At 56.4% G+C, this 17,793-nt stretch carries 14 protein-coding genes; 3 read left to right on the forward strand and 11 right to left on the reverse strand.

Going from position 1 to position 17,793, the window contains the following annotated elements:
- Positions 1 to 143: 143 nt before the first annotated feature.
- Complete coding sequence (locus B3Q33_RS10725; protein WP_286827528.1) at positions 144 to 1,634, forward strand: YifB family Mg chelatase-like AAA ATPase; 1,491 nt, start codon at positions 144 to 146, stop codon at positions 1,632 to 1,634.
- Positions 1,635 to 2,278: 644 nt separating this feature from the next.
- On the opposite strand, the gene B3Q33_RS10730 is transcribed toward B3Q33_RS10725, so the two are convergent.
- The 4 genes from B3Q33_RS10730 to B3Q33_RS10745 form a co-directional block, all read right to left on the reverse strand.
- A complete protein-coding gene (locus tag B3Q33_RS10730) occupies positions 2,279 to 3,475 on the reverse strand; it encodes an acyl-CoA dehydrogenase family protein (RefSeq protein ID WP_035250620.1) in 1,197 nt (398 codons plus the stop codon).
- A gap of 19 nt (positions 3,476 to 3,494) precedes the next feature.
- Entirely contained in the window at positions 3,495 to 4,250 is a 756-nt protein-coding gene (locus tag B3Q33_RS10735; RefSeq protein ID WP_035250623.1) for an SDR family NAD(P)-dependent oxidoreductase, read from the reverse strand.
- A gap of 73 nt (positions 4,251 to 4,323) precedes the next feature.
- A complete protein-coding gene (locus tag B3Q33_RS10740) occupies positions 4,324 to 4,812 on the reverse strand; it encodes an NUDIX hydrolase (protein ID WP_035250625.1) in 489 nt (162 codons plus the stop codon).
- Positions 4,813 to 5,104: 292 nt separating this feature from the next.
- Positions 5,105 to 6,133, reverse strand: a complete 1,029-nt coding sequence (locus B3Q33_RS10745) for an AraC family transcriptional regulator (protein ID WP_035250627.1) — start codon at positions 6,131 to 6,133, stop codon at positions 5,105 to 5,107.
- Positions 6,134 to 6,267: 134 nt separating this feature from the next.
- Here B3Q33_RS10745 and B3Q33_RS10750 point away from each other — a divergent pair, with 134 nt between their 5' ends.
- Entirely contained in the window at positions 6,268 to 7,332 is a 1,065-nt protein-coding gene (locus B3Q33_RS10750; RefSeq protein WP_272961677.1) for a fatty acid desaturase family protein, read from the forward strand.
- Positions 7,333 to 7,626: 294 nt separating this feature from the next.
- Here the strand turns inward: B3Q33_RS10750 and B3Q33_RS10755 are convergent, their stop codons facing one another.
- Entirely contained in the window at positions 7,627 to 8,316 is a 690-nt protein-coding gene (locus tag B3Q33_RS10755; RefSeq protein WP_272961676.1) for a pseudouridine synthase, read from the reverse strand.
- Positions 8,317 to 8,432: 116 nt separating this feature from the next.
- Between B3Q33_RS10755 and rep the strand changes: the two genes are divergently transcribed.
- Positions 8,433 to 10,454 (forward strand): DNA helicase Rep, encoded by a 2,022-nt coding sequence (rep, locus tag B3Q33_RS10760; protein ID WP_272975182.1) that lies wholly within the window; start codon positions 8,433 to 8,435, stop codon positions 10,452 to 10,454.
- Between the two features lie 128 nt (positions 10,455 to 10,582).
- Here rep and B3Q33_RS10765 read toward each other — a convergent pair whose 3' ends face one another.
- The 6 genes from B3Q33_RS10765 to B3Q33_RS10790 all read right to left on the reverse strand — a co-directional run bounded on the left by B3Q33_RS10765 (position 10,583) and on the right by B3Q33_RS10790 (position 17,743).
- Positions 10,583 to 11,053, reverse strand: coding sequence for a hypothetical protein (locus B3Q33_RS10765; RefSeq protein ID WP_272961674.1), 471 nt, complete (start codon positions 11,051 to 11,053; stop codon positions 10,583 to 10,585).
- A gap of 3 nt (positions 11,054 to 11,056) precedes the next feature.
- A complete protein-coding gene (locus B3Q33_RS10770) occupies positions 11,057 to 11,554 on the reverse strand; it encodes a hypothetical protein (RefSeq protein ID WP_272961673.1) in 498 nt (165 codons plus the stop codon).
- A 117-nt stretch (positions 11,555 to 11,671) separates the two neighbouring features.
- A complete protein-coding gene (locus tag B3Q33_RS10775) occupies positions 11,672 to 11,932 on the reverse strand; it encodes a hypothetical protein (protein WP_272961672.1) in 261 nt (86 codons plus the stop codon).
- Entirely contained in the window at positions 11,922 to 12,863 is a 942-nt protein-coding gene (locus B3Q33_RS10780; protein WP_272961671.1) for a hypothetical protein, read from the reverse strand. The genes B3Q33_RS10775 and B3Q33_RS10780 overlap by 11 nt, the downstream gene beginning before the upstream one ends.
- A gap of 211 nt (positions 12,864 to 13,074) precedes the next feature.
- Positions 13,075 to 14,151, reverse strand: coding sequence for a hypothetical protein (locus B3Q33_RS10785; RefSeq protein ID WP_286827529.1), 1,077 nt, complete (start codon positions 14,149 to 14,151; stop codon positions 13,075 to 13,077).
- Between the two features lie 478 nt (positions 14,152 to 14,629).
- On the reverse strand, positions 14,630 to 17,743 hold the full coding sequence (locus B3Q33_RS10790) for a transglutaminase-like domain-containing protein (RefSeq protein WP_286827530.1): 3,114 nt from the start codon (positions 17,741 to 17,743) through the stop codon (positions 14,630 to 14,632).
- Positions 17,744 to 17,793 lie beyond the last annotated feature (50 nt).

Here is a 17,793-nt window from a genome sequence, read left to right on the forward strand (position 1 = left end):
GGCTCGCGATTGCGGTTGTTCGCCATGCAAGCCTAGCTCCTACGAAAGTCTGATTTCCTACATCTACCGCCGACAACCTCGCACACGTAGCACGCTCCCCTCCCCGTACACTGCCTCGCACACACTGAATTCTGCGAGAACACGTGACGCATGCATTGCTCTACAGCCGGGCACCACTGGGCATCCAGGCCCGGGAAGTGCGGGTGGAAACCCATCTGGCACCGGGCCTGCCTGCCTTCACCATTGTCGGCATGGGCGACACCGCCGTGCGAGAAAGCCGGGACCGGGTGCGCTCGGCGCTGGTCAACAGCGGCTTCGAGTTTCCCCAGCGGCGCATCACCGTGAGCCTGGCCCCGGCGGATCTACCCAAGGATGGCGGCCGTTTTGATCTGCCCATTGCCCTGGGCATCCTGCTGGCCAGCGGGCAGCTCGGAAAACTGGACAGCAACCAGTACGAATTTATCGGCGAGCTGGCATTGAATGGCGCCCTGAGCCCGGTTCCCGGCATGTTGCCCTGCGCCCTGGCCTGCCAGCCCACCGGCCGCACCTTGATCGTTCCCCGTGACAACGCAGATGAAGCCGCACTGGCAGGTGCCAGCACCGTGGCCGGCGACCAACTCGCCCAGGTGGCAGCCCACCTGGTGGGCCAGTCCCCGCTGCCACTGCACGATCACCCGGCCCCGGACACCACCACCTATGAAGGAGGCTGCCTCTCGGAAATCCGCGGCCAGGCAGCCGCCAAGCGGGTACTGGAGATTGCCGCCGCTGGCGGCCATTCACTGCTGCTCAGTGGCCCGCCCGGTGCCGGCAAAAGCATGCTGGCCTCGCGCCTGCCGGGGCTGGTGCCGCCGCTGCATCCGAAACAGGCTCTGGAAGTGGCAGCCATTCATTCCCTGAAGCAGCCGCGCCCGGCTCACCTGTTCCACCAGCGCCCCTACCGGGCGCCCCACCACACCGCCTCGGCCACCGCCCTGGTCGGAGGCGGCAGCCACCCGCGGCCCGGGGAAATTTCCCTGGCCCACCACGGCATCCTGTTTCTCGATGAGTTACCGGAGTTCGACCGGCGAGTACTGGAGGTATTACGTGAACCGCTGGAAACCGGTGAGGTGAGCATCGCCCGGGCTGCCCAAGAGCTCACCTTCCCGGCCCGCTTTCAATTGATCGCCGCCATGAACCCCTGCCCCTGCGGTTACCTGGGCGACCCGGAGAAGGGCTGCGGCTATCGTTGCGACAAGGCCAAGCGCTACCAGAACAAACTGTCCGGCCCCTTGTTGGACCGTATTGATCTGCACCTGGACGTACCCGCGGTGGAAGCCCGGGAACTACTGGGCGACCGGCAGGGAGAAACCAGCGCGACAGTCCGCGCCCGGGTACGCGACGCCTGGCAACGGCAATGGCAGCGCCAGCGACGCCTGAACCGGGAACTGGGCAGCGATCACCTGGATCCGCTGCTACGCCCTCATCGGGACTGGCTGGCCAACGTCATGACCCTCATGGGGTTGTCCGCCCGGGCCCTGCATCGCAGTGCCCGGGTGGCACGCACCATTGCCGATTTGGCCGGAACAGATACCGTCGACCGGGATCACCTACGCGAAGCCCTGAGTTATCGACAAACGGTAGCGGACACCCGGTAACCCTAGTCAGGTTTCCTGTGGTCTGCTGACGCTGGTCAGCCAGCGATCAATATCGCCATCAGCACAGCCAGAAGTGACAGTGGCATGATGATGAGTGCGCTCTTGAGGAATTTCTCTACATAGAGATGTCTGGTGTATTGATCCAGCATGATGTATTTCCCCATAACCCGTTAAAATGACAACCGCGCCACTACCCCCGTAGAAAGACGCTTTTACTGAATCCCCCCATACACGGTGCCAACCAACAGCGGACTTCTGACAGAACGCCTTTCTTACCAATTGGCACACGCAAGGCAATGAGGGAGGCGTGACTAGCGTCACGTCATTTTTTCCAGACTATCATAGTTATGAAAAAATAAGCATTTACCAGTTAGCATTATTTTACATATTGCATTGGTCTCAATTGACACACGCAAACCTTGCAGGATACCGATACGACATTCAGGGAAAGGAACGCTGCCGGTATCGTGGTGACCAGGAAACCAAGACATGATGAAGACATGACGACTCAGCCATGACAAGTCGTTGCTTTAGAATGACTTTGCTGGCCACAGCCATCAACAGGGTTACTCCCCGCCGCCTCGCCCAGAAGGTGGTGCGCGGCGGCAAGGACTGGAACACAGGGTTGTCGCTAGCAGACGACATTAACCCCACTGAAAGAAATCGCGTTTCTCTTTCAGATAGAACCGCGACAGCACCATCTTGTGCACCTCGCTGGCACCGTCCACCAGACGCGCCTGGCGGGCGTAGCGGTAGATCCATTCCAGTAGGGTGTCCTTGGAATAGCCACGGGCACCGCATAGCTGGATGGCGGTATCGGCGGCCTTGTGCAGGGTGTCGGCCACGTGGATCTTGGCCATGGAAATCTCCTTCTTGGCGAAATCCCCCTGATCCAGTTTCCAGGCGGCCTGCATGGTCAGCAGACGGCCCACTTCGATATCCTTGGCCACGTCACCCAGCATCCACTGCACGCCTTCGTGCTCGGCCAGGGTGGTGCCAAAGCTCATGCGGTTTTCCACATAACCGGCGGCTTCTTCCATGCAACGCTTGGCCAGACCCAGCCAGCGCATACAGTGGGTAAGACGAGCGGTGCCGAGGCGGATCTGGGTGACTTTCAGGCCATCGCCCACTTCCAGAAGACGATTTTCATCCGGGATAATCAGACCATCGAATTTCAGCTCGCAGTGACCACCATGCTCTTCCGGCCCCATGATCGGGATGCGACGAACGATTTCCCAACCGGGCTGATCCGCATCAAACAGGAAGGCGGTAAGCCCCTTTCGCGGGTCATCGCTGGTCTTGGCAATCAGGATGAAGGTTTGCGCCCCTTCCGCGCCGGTGATAAACCACTTACGACCGTTAATGATCCAGTTGTCGCCGTCCTTGGTGGCAGAGGTATAGGTCAGGGACGGGTCAGAGCCACAGCCACCTTCCGGCTCGGTCATTGCAAAAGCGGACCGCACCTTGCCGTCGATCATCGGCTGTAGCCAGCGGGCTTTCTGTTCGTCGTTGAGAATCTTGTTGAGCAGAATCATGGTGCCGTCATCTGGCGGCGCACAGTTGAATACGACCGGCCCGAACGGACTGCGAGCGGCCTCTTCGTAGAGCACCGCCATACCGGCCACGCCCACATCCAGGCCGCCACGCTCCCTGGGCAACTGGAAGCCCCAGAGTCCTGTGGCTTTCGCTTTTTCTCGCAGAGTATCGACCACGCTTTCCTTGAAGTTTTCGTGGTCGTCGTAATTCGCCTTGTCGTTTTCCAGCGGCATGATTTCCGCTTCCACAAAGGCGGCCACTTGCTGGCGCAGGCTTTCCAGCTCCGGGGTCAGGGAGAAATCCATGGTCTGTCCTCGATCTAGGTTAGAGAGTATTGCAGAGGTGGCCGCCATCCACGGCGATCACCGAACCGGTCATGTAGGACGACGCATCGGACGCCAGCAGCAACAGCGGGCCGACCAGTTCGTCGATCTGCCCCAAGCGGCGATAGGGAATGCGCTTGAGCATTTTTTCCGCCAGCGGGCTGTTGAAGAAGTCCCGGTTGATATCGGTTTCTACATAGCCGGGGCAGATAGCATTGCAGCGGATGTTGTAGCGGGCAAAATCCAGCGCCAGAGACTTGGTGAGCTGCACCACCGCCGCCTTGGAGGCGGTGTAGGGCGCCACCCGGCCACCCACACGCAGGCCGAGAATGGAGGCGATGTTGATCAGGCTGCCCGGGCGATCGTCCCGCCGCCATTGCTGGATGGCAAACTTGGACACCGCCCAGACTCCTTTCAGGTTGGTATCCACCACCGCATCCCAGTCTTCTTCGCTAAGCTCGTCGGTGGGGCCTTCGTGGGATATGCCAGCATTGTTGACCACCACATCCACCGCCGGCATAGCGGCAAAGGCGTCTTCCACACTGCCGTGATCACTCACGTCCATGGGCACCACGGTGGCCTCACGGCCCAGAGCCCGTACCGCTTCGGCAGTGGCTTCGAGCTTTTCCACCCGGCGAGCCGCCAGCACCACGTTGGCCCCTTCTTCGGCCAGGGCAATGGCGAAGTGGGCACCAAAGCCGCTGGACGCGCCGGTGATCAGAATACGTTTACCGGCCACACTGAATCGTTGGGACATAACTTCCTCACCCTTCTCTGCATCAGTGAGAGAAGCTACCCAGCCCGCCAGCCGGCCACAAGGACGAAAACGCTCAGGAGGAGGATGACAACAGCAAGGACAGTGCGTGGCGGGTATCAGGGGTGGCATCGGGCAATAGCAGCGCGTCCCGGCCCGGCAGCCATTCAATGGCGACCACTTCATCGCTGAGCGAGACCGCCTGCGGACACACCACCACGGACGCCAGCGCGCCCCAGACCTGGTGATGGGGATTGGTAAAGAAGAACCACTGCCAACGGGAAAACTGACGTTGCACGCCCACTTCCTCGAACAATTCCCGCGACAGATTTTCGCCCACGGTTTCATTGGGGCGCATGACACCACCAGCCGCCAGATCCCAGCCACCGGGGTAAAAATGTTTGTCGGCGGCACGCTGTTGCACACAAACCCGCCCGGCCAGATCCCGCACCACCACGTAGGACGCGCGATGAATCAGCCTCTGACGCTGCATGCGCCCACGCTGACAACTGCCACGGGGTTGGTTGTGCCGGCTGACCAGAAGGACCGGTTCGCTGTTGCTCATGGGATGCTGTTTTCGGCTGACGCGGACAGGAACACTATCGTCATGAGAAAGGGATTGCTACAGGGAGAAGGCCAGGGAGCACCTTTATGTCGGAGTTCCCTTTCAGGGGACGAACCGCGCGCGTCAACGCGAAATTGGGGAAACCCGATCCGGTTTCGCCGGGTTTGCTGAAGAGGATAGGTTGCCGCCTCGCGTCGCCTGGAAGGGAACTCCTGCAGGAGCTAATTCCCCCCACAACCGGTCGCCCTGAGGTTTTACCTCAGTGATCTCAGTGACCTCTGTGGTAAAAAATTTACGGCTGGAAGTGACTCGGCGGGTGGCCGGTCCATTTGCGGAAGGCACGGGCGAAATTGCTGGGGTCGGCATAGCCCAGTTTCGAGGCCACCTGCTGCACGGTGATATTGGCCTGCAGATACGCCATGGCCTTGGTCATGCGTACCTCTTCCAGCAGGGAGCGGTAGCTCACGCCCAGGGCATTGAGATAACGACGCAGGGTGCGGGAGGTAACGTGGAAATTGCACGCCAGCTGTTCCAGGCTGGGCAGCATGCCCTCTGCCTGCATCAACCGGGCGCGCACGCGGCTGGCCCAGTCCTGATCGGCTTCCAGCCGTTGCAGTTCTTCCTCGCATTTCTGTGCGGCCATCTGCCGGGACGCCGGATCAGACAGGGTAAAACGCTCGTTGAGCAGGGCCTTGGGTAACCGCAGGGCCGCCACCTCGGCCCCGAACTCCACCGGCATGGCCAACAATTCGCGGTAACGATCCGCATGGGCCGGCGCCGCATAAGGCAGCTCCAGCACCGCTCCCTGGAAACGATCGCCCAGCAGATAGCGAATCCCGCCGACCACCGCAGCCACTACCACTTCCAGATAGGTTTCACGGATATCGCCCAGCGGCACGCTTTCCATGAGGCAGAAACGCACCCCTTCCTGGGAGGGTTCGATACGGGGAACGCACAGGCGGGTACGGGTGCGGAAGTAGCGCTCCAGCAGCCGCAGGGCATCGCCCAGATCAGCACTGCTGATGGCGGCATAGCCGAGCAGGCCATGGGCGGTGAGGGTCAATTGTTGACCCAGCGCCAGGCCCAGGGCCGGATCACCGGTTATTTCACGGGCGCCCACCATGACCCGGCGGAACTGCTCGAAGCGCAGCGCCGGTTCCGGGTTATAGACCTCATCCTCGCTCAGCCCCACTTGGGAAAGCAGCCGACGACTATCCACGCCAACCTCGGCGATCAGTTCCACCAGGTTGCGCACATAGTTGACCGGGACCGGGGAACGACCAGTACCAGGGTCCAGCTGTATAAAGCGCTCGTGATTCATGGCTCTACTATACGCTAATTTTGCACCTGTCCGAAAATGACTGTTTTCTGTCCAGCCTTGCACTTCGCCCAAACACAACTGTTCACCAGAATGCCTGCATCCGAATTTCCCGGCCTCGACCGTCAAGGATAGTCATGACCATGAAAGACACCACTTACAGCCGCCATTTTGGTGCCGATGATGCCCGCGCCATCCGCGATGCCGTGAAGAAGGACCTGGGCCCGGCCACGTTCAAGGCCCGCCCACTGCGCGCCCTGTGGTTTATTCCCATGAGCGCGGTGATCATCGGCAGCATCGCTGCCATCCTGATGCTCAGCCTGCCCTGGTGGGGCAACCTGCTGCTTGCCATCCTCGCCGGCCACACCCTGGCCTGCCAGGCCCTGCTGGCCCACGAAGTGCTACACGGCGCGCTGGGCATGAGCCGTCGCATGCAGGATTTTCTCGGCTGGGTCGGCTTTGGTCCAGCCCTGATCGCCCCGGAATTCTGGCGCCGCTGGCACAATGTGGCTCACCACGCCAACACCAACCTGGGCGACAAGGACCCGGACTCTTTCGGCACCCTGTACCGCTACGAGAAACACCCGCAGACCGCCAACTTTACCAAGCTGGCCCCGGGTGGGCGCACCTGGTACAGCTTTTTGTTCCTGTTCTATTCCTTCATGTTCCACGGCCAGCTGGTACTGCGCATGCAGACCCGCAAGCGTGAGGAGTTCAAGGGATTCAACCGCAAGAAAGCGATCCGCCAGTCCTACCTTTGCATGGCGGCATGGATCACACTGGCCATCGTATCCGGCCCACTGGCGATCTTTACCGTGCTGATCCCGATGATGATCATCAACTTCATCGGCCAGAGCTATATCCTTACCAACCACATGCTGCGCCCACAGATGGACAACAACCATCCGGTGGACAATTCCATGAGTGTGCGGGCCTGGCGCTGGATTGATCCGTTGCACTTCCACTTCAGCCATCATGTGGAGCACCACCTGTTCCCAAAGATGGGTTCCGATCAGGCCCCGAAAGTACGCGCCTGGCTGCAGCAAGAAATGCCTGAGCGTTACGTGTGCCCCAGCCATGTCAAAGCGGTGGCCATGCTCTACAAGACCCCGCGCGTCTATCAGGATGCCAACACCCTGGTCGATCCCCTTAACCGGGAACGGACCGTGGATGTGATGGAGCTGCAGGGGCAGTTGAACTAAGCGGGCACCCGTGGGAGCGTCGCTCGCGGCGCGATCATCAGCGTAAAAGCACAACTCACACGGCCAAAACGAAGCCGCTGTAGGAGTTCCGCTTGAGGGACGAATCCGAGCCTGGGCGAGGAAACGGACTATGCTGATACCGTCAGATCACGCTGACGACGTCGCTCTCTTCTGATTGCCCGCGGGCGATTTCCACGCTGACGCGTGGTTCGTCCCTCAAGAGGAACTCCTGCAGCGGCTTCGCTTTAAACGTCGCTGGTGATCGCGCCGCCAGCGACGCTCCTATGGAAAACCTTACAGACTGTGAATCTCTTCCTCGCTCAGGGCCCGGAACTCTCCCGGCGCCAGATCCGCATCCAGCACAATCTCACCGATCTGCTCCCGGTGCAGGGCCACCACCTTGTTTCCCCGCGCCGCCAGCATCCGTTTTACCTGATGGTAACGCCCTTCCCGGATGGTCAGCAGCAACTGGTCCACACCTACCCGCTCCGCCTTGGCGGGCAAGGTGGGAGAGTCTTCGCCACGCAGCAGAATGCCATCACGCAGGGCCTGCAGATCTTCATCACTGACCGGGTCCGCGCAGCTCACCCGGTAGCGCTTGTCGCACTGGTGGTTCGGGGAAGTAAGCCGGTGGGACCACTGGCCGTCGCTGGTCAACAGCACCAGGCCGGTGGTATCCCGATCCAGGCGCCCCGCCGGGTGCAGATCCTGGCGCAGCGCCACAGGCAGCAGGTCCAGTACGGTGCGATGTTCCGGGTCATCCGTGGAACACACCACTCCCGCCGGCTTATGCAGCATCAGATAACGGTGGCCAGGCAATTGCACTGGCTGGTCATGTAACCAGACGCCCTGCCCATCCCGCAGTTGCAGGTTGGCTTTCGGACGCACTTCGCCCTCCACGGTGACCGCACCGCGGCTGATCAGTTGCTTGGCCTCTTTACGAGACAGGCCGGCACTGTGGGCGAGAAAATAGTCCAGGCGCATAGGCAAAACCGTTACTTGCCAAACCGCCATGATAACCGACATAAGGTGTCTGGAGTGCAGGGCCATCGCTGGTATCATAGCGACCCTATTTCACCCCCCAGATTTTCCGGAGCCCTATGAGTCAGCTCAACCCCCGCCAGCAGGAAGCCGTGCACTATGCCGATGGCCCGTTGCTGGTACTGGCCGGGGCGGGTTCCGGGAAGACCAGCGTGATCACCCGCAAGATCGCCTGGCTGATCCAGGAAAGGGGCATGTCGGCCCGGCATATTGCCGCGGTGACCTTTACCAACAAGGCCGCCCGGGAAATGAAGGAGCGGGTGCAGTCGCTGGTGAGCCGGGACCTGACCCGGGGGCTGATCGTCTCCACCTTCCACAACCTGGGCCTGCGCATTCTCAAATCCGAGCTGAAGGCCTGCGGCCTGCGCAATGGCTTCTCCATTCTCGATGGCGCCGACAGCAAGGAGATCCTCAAGGAAATCCTGCGTCAGGGGGAATCGGAACGGGATCTGGACGCAGTGGACGTGATCCACAAGCGCATCTCCGACTGGAAGAACGCCTTGGTGCTGCCGGAAGAAGCGGTGAGTACCGCCGACACCGATGAGGACCAGCGCGCTGCCATGGCCTACGGTGGCTACGACCGCATGTTGCGAGTGTGCAACGCGGTGGATTTCGATGACCTGATCCTGATGCCGGCGCGCATGTTCCGCGAACAGCCGCGTATTCTGGAAAAGTGGCGCAACCGCATCCAGTACCTGCTGGTGGACGAATACCAGGACACCAACGGTGCCCAGTACGAAATGGTAAAAATGCTCACCCTGCCGGAAGGCAAGTTCACCGTGGTGGGCGATGACGACCAGTCCATCTACGCCTGGCGTGGTGCTCGCCCGGAAAACCTGGCGCAACTGCAGCAGGACTGGCCCACCCTGAAAGTGGTCAAGCTGGAGCAGAATTACCGTTCCACCGGGCGCATTCTGAAAGCCGCCAATACGGTGATCGCCAACAACCCTCACGAGTTCGAAAAGAGCCTGTGGTCCGACTATGGCTACGGCGAGCCAATTCGTTTTTCCGCCCTGCGCGATGAAGAAGCAGAAACCGAATGGATTGCCAGCGACATCTTCCATCGCCGTCTGCAACAGGGCTTGAAGTGGAAAGACTTTGCGGTGTTGTACCGAGGTAATTTCCAGTCGCGGATTCTGGAAATGAAACTGCAGAGCCTGTCGATTCCCTACAAGGTATCCGGCGGCAAAAGTTTCTTCTCGCGTAGCGAGATCAAGGACCTGATGTGTTACCTGCGCCTGCTGGTCAACCCGGATGACGACAACGCCTTCCTGCGCATCATCAACACCCCGCGCCGGGAGATCGGCCCTGCCACCCTGGAAAAACTCGCCACCTGGGCCCTGAAACGGGAACAGGGGCTCTACCATGTCTGTGACGATATTGCCCTCAGTGAAGTCATGAACCCCAAGGCCGCCGAGAAGCTGCAAAAGTTCAAGGCCTGGCTGGATGCCAAACGAAAATTCTGCTTCGGCCACAACAGCCTGCAGGCGGTCACCGAGCTGATCTCCGACATGGATTATGAGGGCTGGCTGATGCAGAACGCCTCCAGCCCACGCATCGGCGAAAAGAATATCGAAAATATCTGGCAGCTGGTGCGCAGTATTGAACGCATGCTGGAAAAACAGGAAGACGAAGAAGACAGCGCCAGCGACCTGGAAGCGGTGATCAAGAAACTGGTGTTGCTGGATATGCTCGAACAGCAACAGGAAGAGGACGATTCCGACCGGGTACAGCTGATGACCCTGCACGCCTCCAAAGGGCTGGAGTTTCCCCACGTCTACATGATGGGCGTGGAAGAAGAATTCCTCCCTCACCGCACCAGTATTGAAGAAGACAACATCGTCGAGGAACGCCGGCTGATGTACGTGGGCATCACTCGCGCCCGGGAAACCCTGGCCATGACCCAGGCGCTGACCCGCAAACAATACGGCGAGAAAATCGATACCACCGCCAGCCGCTTCGTGGACGAAATACCCCAGGATGATATCGACTTTCTGGGCATCGGCATGATTAAAGACGAAGCAAAGGAAACAGCGGTGGCAGAGGCCAGCATTGCCAATCTTCGGGCGCTGCTGGACTAGCAGGCTGTTGAAAAGTCACGGCATTGGTGGTCGCTGTGGCCAAGACCTTGGATTGGCGTACGTTATTGGATTAGTGTGTTTAAACCTGTCATTTTCTTTTTTCAAATGGATAGATCACCCTTCAAAAATCATAATATCTGGAATAGCATTCTCATTGAAAAAACAAATGCCAGAAGGCAAACAAGCTGTAGCTCTCTGAGAACTGTTACTAAAAAAATAGCGAGAAATATCACTATACATATATTAAAAAATGAGAACAGCCTCCAATAAACATTCTTATCACCTGAAACCTCATACGCCACGCCAGTATACTCACCATAAACAAAATCAACTTTTTTTCCGCTGATTTCATTTGCCACGTCAGAGGGAACCGAAAAGTTCACTCCATTAATTACAGCCTCCGCATCCTCAAAATCCGAAAAACGATACGCTTTATACCACGGCGGAGAAAACCCTTCAGACAGAACTGCAACCTCCCCCTTTTCAATACCATCAAAAAGACAGCGTTCCATAAATAAAAAGGCATAAACAAGAACAACCAATGAGGAAAAAAAATAAACACCCCATAAAGTAAAAGCTTCTATATTTTTATTTTTCACAAATCATCCTAAACACGCATACTTTCTTGCCAATTCGTTAATTTGAGACTGAAAAAGCCCCACCATCTCGCCTATAATCAAGGGAATAACGGCCCCCGCAAGCCCTGCCGTAAATGTAATCACTAAATATGTAAAAAAATAGCCAGATGACTGACTCCCAAAGAAATTCACCGGCCTCTCATGGGCCGTTACTTCCTTGCCCGCATACACCGAGTTACGGATATCGGTTTCTACCTCATCGGACAACTCGATACTGGCCAGTGCCTGATCCAGGTTCCCCTGGGTAATCGTCCAGATCTTCTGCCCTTTGGCGGCGGCAAGCTGGATGGCTTTGACTGCGCTGATACCATGGGCGGGCGCATCGTCCGTGCTGTACATCTGCTCCGGCACCAGGTGCTCCATGGCCGATAGCCGGGCACCACGGGCACGGTTGAACGCCAACCTGCGTTCCACATTGCCATCCTTATCGACGCGCGTGCCTGCGAAGCGATCCACGTCCATTGTCAGGCTTGCGAAGTATTCTGCTTCCAGTTTTTGTCGGGTGCTTTCCAGGTCGGTTTGAAGGCTTTAGCTCGCCACCCCATATGGTACATACCAGGATAAAATATTTATTAGACGTTACAACGGATTGAAGTACATTTTGGTTCCAGACAAAAAACTTCCCACCAGAATTGCAAAAAACCAGATTACTAACACAATTAAAGGAAAAGCTACCATTCTCTGCTTACGCCAAGACATGTCTAAAAATACTACCGGGCTCAGCCAAATAAAAACACAGATAACCCCTCCTAAATGAAGAGGAAAAATCGATGTTACTGAAGCAACAGAAAAAAATACCCAATAACACCAAAAAGGAGCTTTACCATTATTAATCTTCACGCTTGCAAACTCCTGTCCAAGCTTCAATAAATACTGCAACCATAATGGATTTCAGAACCGCCAATATCAAAACAATTAGAACGGGCAGAATTGCAGCATAAAGAGCAAAAATCGCCCCCAAACCTGAAACAAGAAGACCAATTGAAGTAATTGCAGCTGACGCCGTTAGCGGATCGCAGCTCCTCAGAATATCTAAATAGCCAAGCATTCTTTCAATGGAGCCTTTTATGCTAACGAAGGCCTTAGAATAAGCACCACCAAACAAATCAACAAACTCTTCAGCAACTGTAGATAACCAAGAAAGGACATCACTGGAAGAAGTTTGCGTAGATGAGCCATTCTCCCCACCCTCAATCAAATAAGCCCCAGCCCCACTATAAGGATCCAGCACAATATAGCCGGAGGACTGGCTCCCAAAGAAATTCACCGGCCTCTCATGAGCCGTCACTTCCTTGCCCGCATATACCGAGTTACGGATATCCGTTTCTACCTCATCGGACAGCTCAATACTGGCCAATGCTTGATCCAGGTTTCCCTGGGTAATCGTCCAGATCTTCTGCCCTTCGGCGGCGGCAAGCTGGATGGCTTTTACCGCACTGATACCGTGGGCCGGTGCATCGTCCGTGCTATACATCTGCTCCGGCACCAGGTGTTCCATGGCCGATAGCCGGGCACCTCGAGCACGATTGAACGCCAGCCTGCGTTCCACATTGCCATCCTTGTCGACGCGCGTGCCCGCGAAGCGATCCACATCCATGGCCAGGCCGGTGGCTTTGACGTTGCGGGGGATACCGTAGAAATAGACCGGAGACAGGCTGGTTTTGAACAGGCCATAACTGGGGGCACGGTAGCCCACACTGTGGGCCTGCTTTTCGCTAATCTTGTCCTGCATGTCATTCAGGGCGAAGCGGCCAAGGGACGCATCGCCCATAAAAACCACAGAATTATTGCACCACTTTAAGAGTCTCTCTTCTTTTGACAGAAATCGAGAATAAAATAATCAACGGAGTAAAGTAATATCACAACTAGAAAACCAGAGAATAGTGCGAAGTATCCTCCAGCCCAGCCTGCCCCCCAAGATTCAGGGTAAAACTCAGACACCAATATTCCTATTACAGTATAAAAAACGTAAAAAACCTTTCTCATGACAATGAGCATCCTTTATATGCAGCCGCCCCACCAAACAGAGAAATAAACAATTGAACCAACTTGCTTGTTACTCCTGGCAAAAATGTCAGCGCCGCCGTCAAAAAAACAACACCAGCATTACAAAGAATCTCGGCTGCTATCACTTCACCTTGCTGCAATTTTACATAAGCAGTCAACAACAGCATTGCCCCAACCATTAAAAGCGCTAATGATGCAGTGACTGCAGCCGCTGCTGCTGCAGGCAAACCATTAAAGACCAACGCAGTAATAGCTGCTGCAATAACACCCCCGCCTCCCGCTTGCTTAAGGTAACCCCCATTCTCCCCACCCTCAATCAAATAAGCCCCAGCCCCACTATAGGGATCCAGCACAATATAACCGGAGGACTCACTTCCAAAGAAATTCACCGCTCTCTCATGGGCCGTTACTTCCTTGCCCGCATATACCGAGTTACGGATATCGGTTTCCACTTCATCGGACAACTCGATACTGGCCAGCGCCTGATCCAGGTTAGCCTGGGTAATCGTCCAGATCTTCTGCCCTTCGGCGGCGGCAAGCTGGATGGCTTTTACCGCACTAATACCATGGGCGGGCGCATCATCCGTGCTGTACATCTGCTCCGGTACCAGGTGCTCCATGGCTGATAGTCGGGCACCTCGGGCACGGTTGAACGCCAACCTGCGTTCCACATTGCCATCCTTGTCGACGCGAGTCCCCGCGAAGCGATCCACGTCCATGGCCAGGCCGGTGGCTTTGACGTTGCGGGGGATACCGTAGAAATAGACCGGAGACAGGCTGGTTTTGAACAGGCCATAGCTGGGGGCACGGTAGCCCACACTGTGGGCCTGCTTTTCGCTAATCTTGTCCTGCATGTCATTCAGGGCGAAATAACTGAGGATGGTGCTATAGAGCAGATCACCGACTACCTGCTGCTTGGTCAGACCTGCAAAGTCTTCCGCTTCCAGTTTTTGCCGGGTGCTTTCCAAATCGGTTTGCAGGGACTGGGCCTGACTTTGGCTGATCCCTTGCAGGTTCAGCGACAGGGCACGGCACTCCCTCGAAACAACCACTCCATAATGACCGCCTTGTGTTATTCTGAATATCCGCCCCTCTGCCCCCTTATAAAAAATCGTCGAACAGAGGAAGAACTTTCCTTATCATTTAACAGCGTACTTACCCTTCTTAGAGCAGCTATCCATTGAGCCCAAATAGCAGACCGATTACCTAGACCCAAGAATATAAAGCATAGGAAAAAAATGCGCTAATCAACGCTATTAGCATGTGAATGAGCGCCCCAGAAGCTGGCCCAAAAGCATAATTCTTAGTGACCACAGAGTACGCTATGGCGCCAATTATTATGGGCACGCTAACATTATAGAGATAATTACGGACACTTACCTCATATACAAAATACTCAATAAAAAAAAGGCTGAAAAAGACACTCAGCAGTGAAAAAGACTCTATGAAATCACTAAAACTCCAATTAGAGTCTATTTTTTCCACCCCATAGAACCTTCTCAGTATTCTTGAAAAACCTGGCTTCTTCATTTACCTCCCCCGCGCAGCAGCGCAGCCTGTTGTTGCCATAGCAATCAGCATCTCATTTATCATACTCATGAAAACACTAAATATAACAATCAAAGCCACAACAACCAATGGACCAATAAATGAAAATGCAACAGCCAACAGGAACGTGCTCAGAAAGCCATTTAAGTACGCAATAAATCCAGATATTACGCCCGCAGACACAGCCCCACAGGGGCCTTTCAGGTCGGAAAAAGCACTAACCGCTGTAGCTGAAAAACCAACAAAAGAAGCGATTCTGAGAAGTTTCTCACCAAATTTACTAAAGTCAAAGTATGGCCTTTCAAACTCCCAGCTTATCCACACAAGAATATCTTTAATCGTTGAGAATATATTCCCCCCATTCTCCCCACCCTCAATCAAATAAGCCCCAGCCCCACTATAGGGATCCAGCACAATATAACCGGAGGACTCACTTCCAAAGAAATTCACCGCTCTCTCATGGGCCGTTACTTCCTTGCCCGCATATACCGAGTTACGGATATCGGTTTCCACTTCATCGGACAACTCGATACTGGCCAGCGCCTGATCCAGGTTAGCCTGGGTAATCGTCCAGATCTTCTGCCCTTCGGCGGCGGCAAGCTGGATGGCTTTTACCGCACTAATACCATGGGCCGGCGCATCATCCGTGCTGTACATCTGTTCCGGTACCAGGTGTTCCATAGCTGATAGCCGGGCACCACGGGCACGGTTGAACGCCAGCCGGCGTTCCACATTACCATCCTTGTCGACGCGTGTTCCCGCGAAGCGATCCACGTCCATAGTCAGGCCGGTGGCTTTGACGTTGCGGGGAATGCCGTAGAAATAGACCGGAGACAGGCTGGTTTTGAACAGACCGTAGCTGGGGGCACGGTAGCCCACACTGTGGGCCTGCTTTTCGCTAATTTTGTCCTGTATATCATTCAGAGCGAAATAGCTGAGTATGGTGCTGTAGAGCAGGTCACCGACTACCTGCCGCTTGGTCAGGCCTGCGAAGTCTTCCGCTTCCAGTTTCTGTCGGGTGCTTTCCAGATCGGTTTGCAGATCTTGGGCCTGACTCTGACTGATGCCTTGCAGGTTCAGCGCCAGAGCTCTGTATTCGCCAGCAACAGCTTCGTTCTGACTGGTGCGCCATCCCTGATTGGGCTGCCAATAGCCCATTTCGGATTGTAGCTCGGAGCCCATGGTGGTATTGGAGGTTGCTGTGGCCACTACCTCGTTGCCTATGGTGAATTCACCTGTCAGATCGATCAGGTAGCCCGGCAAAGTATCGGGAATATCGCTGGGGTCGACCTCGCCGTTTTCATCCGGCTCTGGCAAATAGCTGGCCAGGGTCTCCTCATCTTCTGGTGTGGCCGGTTTGAAGGACAGGGCGAGTTTGCGACCGGCCAAGGCTACCGTGGGCTGCTGAATACTGATTAATTCGCTGCCCTGCCGACCAAACTGGTTAGTATAGAGCTGGTAACGGAATTTCCAGCGCAGGCTATCCGATAACTCGGACGCTACCAACTTCCGTGTCAGCAATTGATAAGGAAGCCCGGCGGCCAGCTGCTGGTGGATCACTGTCTTGATGTTCTGGGTGCCCAGCACCTCCCCTACCGTCGCGTCAGGGGCCTGGTTTTCCAGAAAAGCCTCCAGTTGGGCGCGATAGTCGGCAAAGGCATCTTCCATGGCCTGCTGGGGCACGCCCTGCACCCAGCCCTCCTCTTCATTGATGGTGCTTTCCTGCTCAATGGTCTGGGCCAGACCTTGAGCATCGAAGGGCACTTGCTCTTCCAGGGCCAAGCCCTCGGTGTACTCGTATTGCTTGAAGCTGGCATCCATGGGCACCCAACTATCGCCCACGCTATGTTTGGCGCCACGGCTGGGGTGATAGTCGATCCAGGCCTCTACCCACACATGCTCCAGGTTGATGTGGGTGATTTCCCCTCCGCTGACCATGCCAACATTGGGGATACCGCCCTGCCCCAAAAGATCGCTGGCGCCTTGCGGGGTGTTGACGTTGCCTACCCAGTTCATCACCTGATCGGCAGGCATTTGTACGGTACCGAACGTGTAGCGGGCAGGGATGTTGGCGGCACGAAGCAAGGCAACCAGCAAGCTGGCTGTGTCGTAGGCATTGCCCTTACCGTGTTGCAGGGTGTAATCCGCACCCTGGATGGAACCATGGCTGGGAATAAACTCGATATTGTTGCGAACCCACTGGTAGATTTTCACCGGATCGTGATCCAGCGCTTCCGCCTTTGCACGGATGGCATCGGTGAGCTGGGCGTCCAGCGTGGCGGCCAGGTCCTCTTCCGTGGGGCCTCCGGGTTGTCCGAGCATGTCGGGGGTAATGACGTTACTGGCCAGTTGCACGCCACGTTCGAAAAGGGGAAGCGCATTCCTGGCGCTTAATTCTCTGGCCGTGGTCGCCGGTTCCGGGGTCAGGCTCGGGTCAGGGGTACCCCAGGGCAGGTTGTTCGGATCGAAAGGGTCACGGGGTTTTTCCAGGGTGAAGCTGTCCATCCACTCTTTCAGCGATGCCGCCGCGTCCTGCTGCTCCTGGAGACTCTCTGCTTCCAGCATGGCGGCCATGCGGGCCTGCATGGTCTGGTAGCGCTCCAGGTATTGCTGGCGAGCCTTGGCATGCCGCTGCTGGATTTTTTCCGGTAGCTGCTTTTCGCGCAGCCGCTTGGCGGTGGTATCAAACTCTTTCAGCGCCTGCTGATGCAGATGCTCGGCCCTGCCAGATAGCCAACTGAGATCGTCCACGCCTTCCAGGGTCAGCTGGCTCAGCCCTATGGCTGAAAGCATGTTGTCCAGCATGCCGCCTTCCTTGGCCAAACGCCGGTCAATCACCGCCTTACGGTCACGGACCCTGTCACGAACATGCTTGAGCACCTGATCCAGATGCTGGTTCTTCGCTTCCCAGCGAGCCTGCTCGGTAATGTCCTTCTGGCGCTCTACCTCCAGTGCGACTGCCCAGGATGGCCAGATCACCCCATTAAGGAGGAACAGCACTGCCGCCATCGCAATGGTGCGGGCAAATCGGCCGGACTCACGGATTTTCTCCATGGCTGGCGCGTCTACGTTATGCACCTTTCCCCTGTGCTCCATGAGTCCATTCCCCCGTAACATACGCTTAGCCTCGATTCTTGTTCCGTTCA

Origin of the sequence: Alcanivorax sp. UBA3183, assembly GCF_002364155.1 — a bacterium.
Classification (GTDB): domain Bacteria; phylum Pseudomonadota; class Gammaproteobacteria; order Pseudomonadales; family Alcanivoracaceae; genus Alcanivorax; species Alcanivorax jadensis.

Excerpts from the sequence above, each read along its gene's own strand:
- B3Q33_RS10740 (WP_035250625.1), bottom strand. The coding sequence starts at position 4,812 with ATGAGCAACAGCGAACCGGTCCTTCTGGTCAGCCGGCACAACCAACCC.
- B3Q33_RS10755 (WP_272961676.1), bottom strand. The coding sequence starts at position 8,316 with ATGCGCCTGGACTATTTTCTCGCCCACAGTGCCGGCCTGTCTCGTAAA.
- B3Q33_RS10730 (WP_035250620.1), bottom strand. The coding sequence starts at position 3,475 with ATGGATTTCTCCCTGACCCCGGAGCTGGAAAGCCTGCGCCAGCAAGTG.
- B3Q33_RS10790 (WP_286827530.1), bottom strand. The coding sequence starts at position 17,743 with ATGGAGCACAGGGGAAAGGTGCATAACGTAGACGCGCCAGCCATGGAG.
- B3Q33_RS10750 (WP_272961677.1), top strand. The coding sequence starts at position 6,268 with ATGACCATGAAAGACACCACTTACAGCCGCCATTTTGGTGCCGATGAT.
- B3Q33_RS10770 (WP_272961673.1), bottom strand. The coding sequence starts at position 11,554 with ATGGACGTGGATCGCTTCGCAGGCACGCGCGTCGATAAGGATGGCAAT.
- B3Q33_RS10745 (WP_035250627.1), bottom strand. The coding sequence starts at position 6,133 with ATGAATCACGAGCGCTTTATACAGCTGGACCCTGGTACTGGTCGTTCC.
- B3Q33_RS10780 (WP_272961671.1), bottom strand. The coding sequence starts at position 12,863 with ATGGGCGATGCGTCCCTTGGCCGCTTCGCCCTGAATGACATGCAGGAC.
- rep (WP_272975182.1), top strand. The coding sequence starts at position 8,433 with ATGAGTCAGCTCAACCCCCGCCAGCAGGAAGCCGTGCACTATGCCGAT.
- B3Q33_RS10735 (WP_035250623.1), bottom strand. The coding sequence starts at position 4,250 with ATGTCCCAACGATTCAGTGTGGCCGGTAAACGTATTCTGATCACCGGC.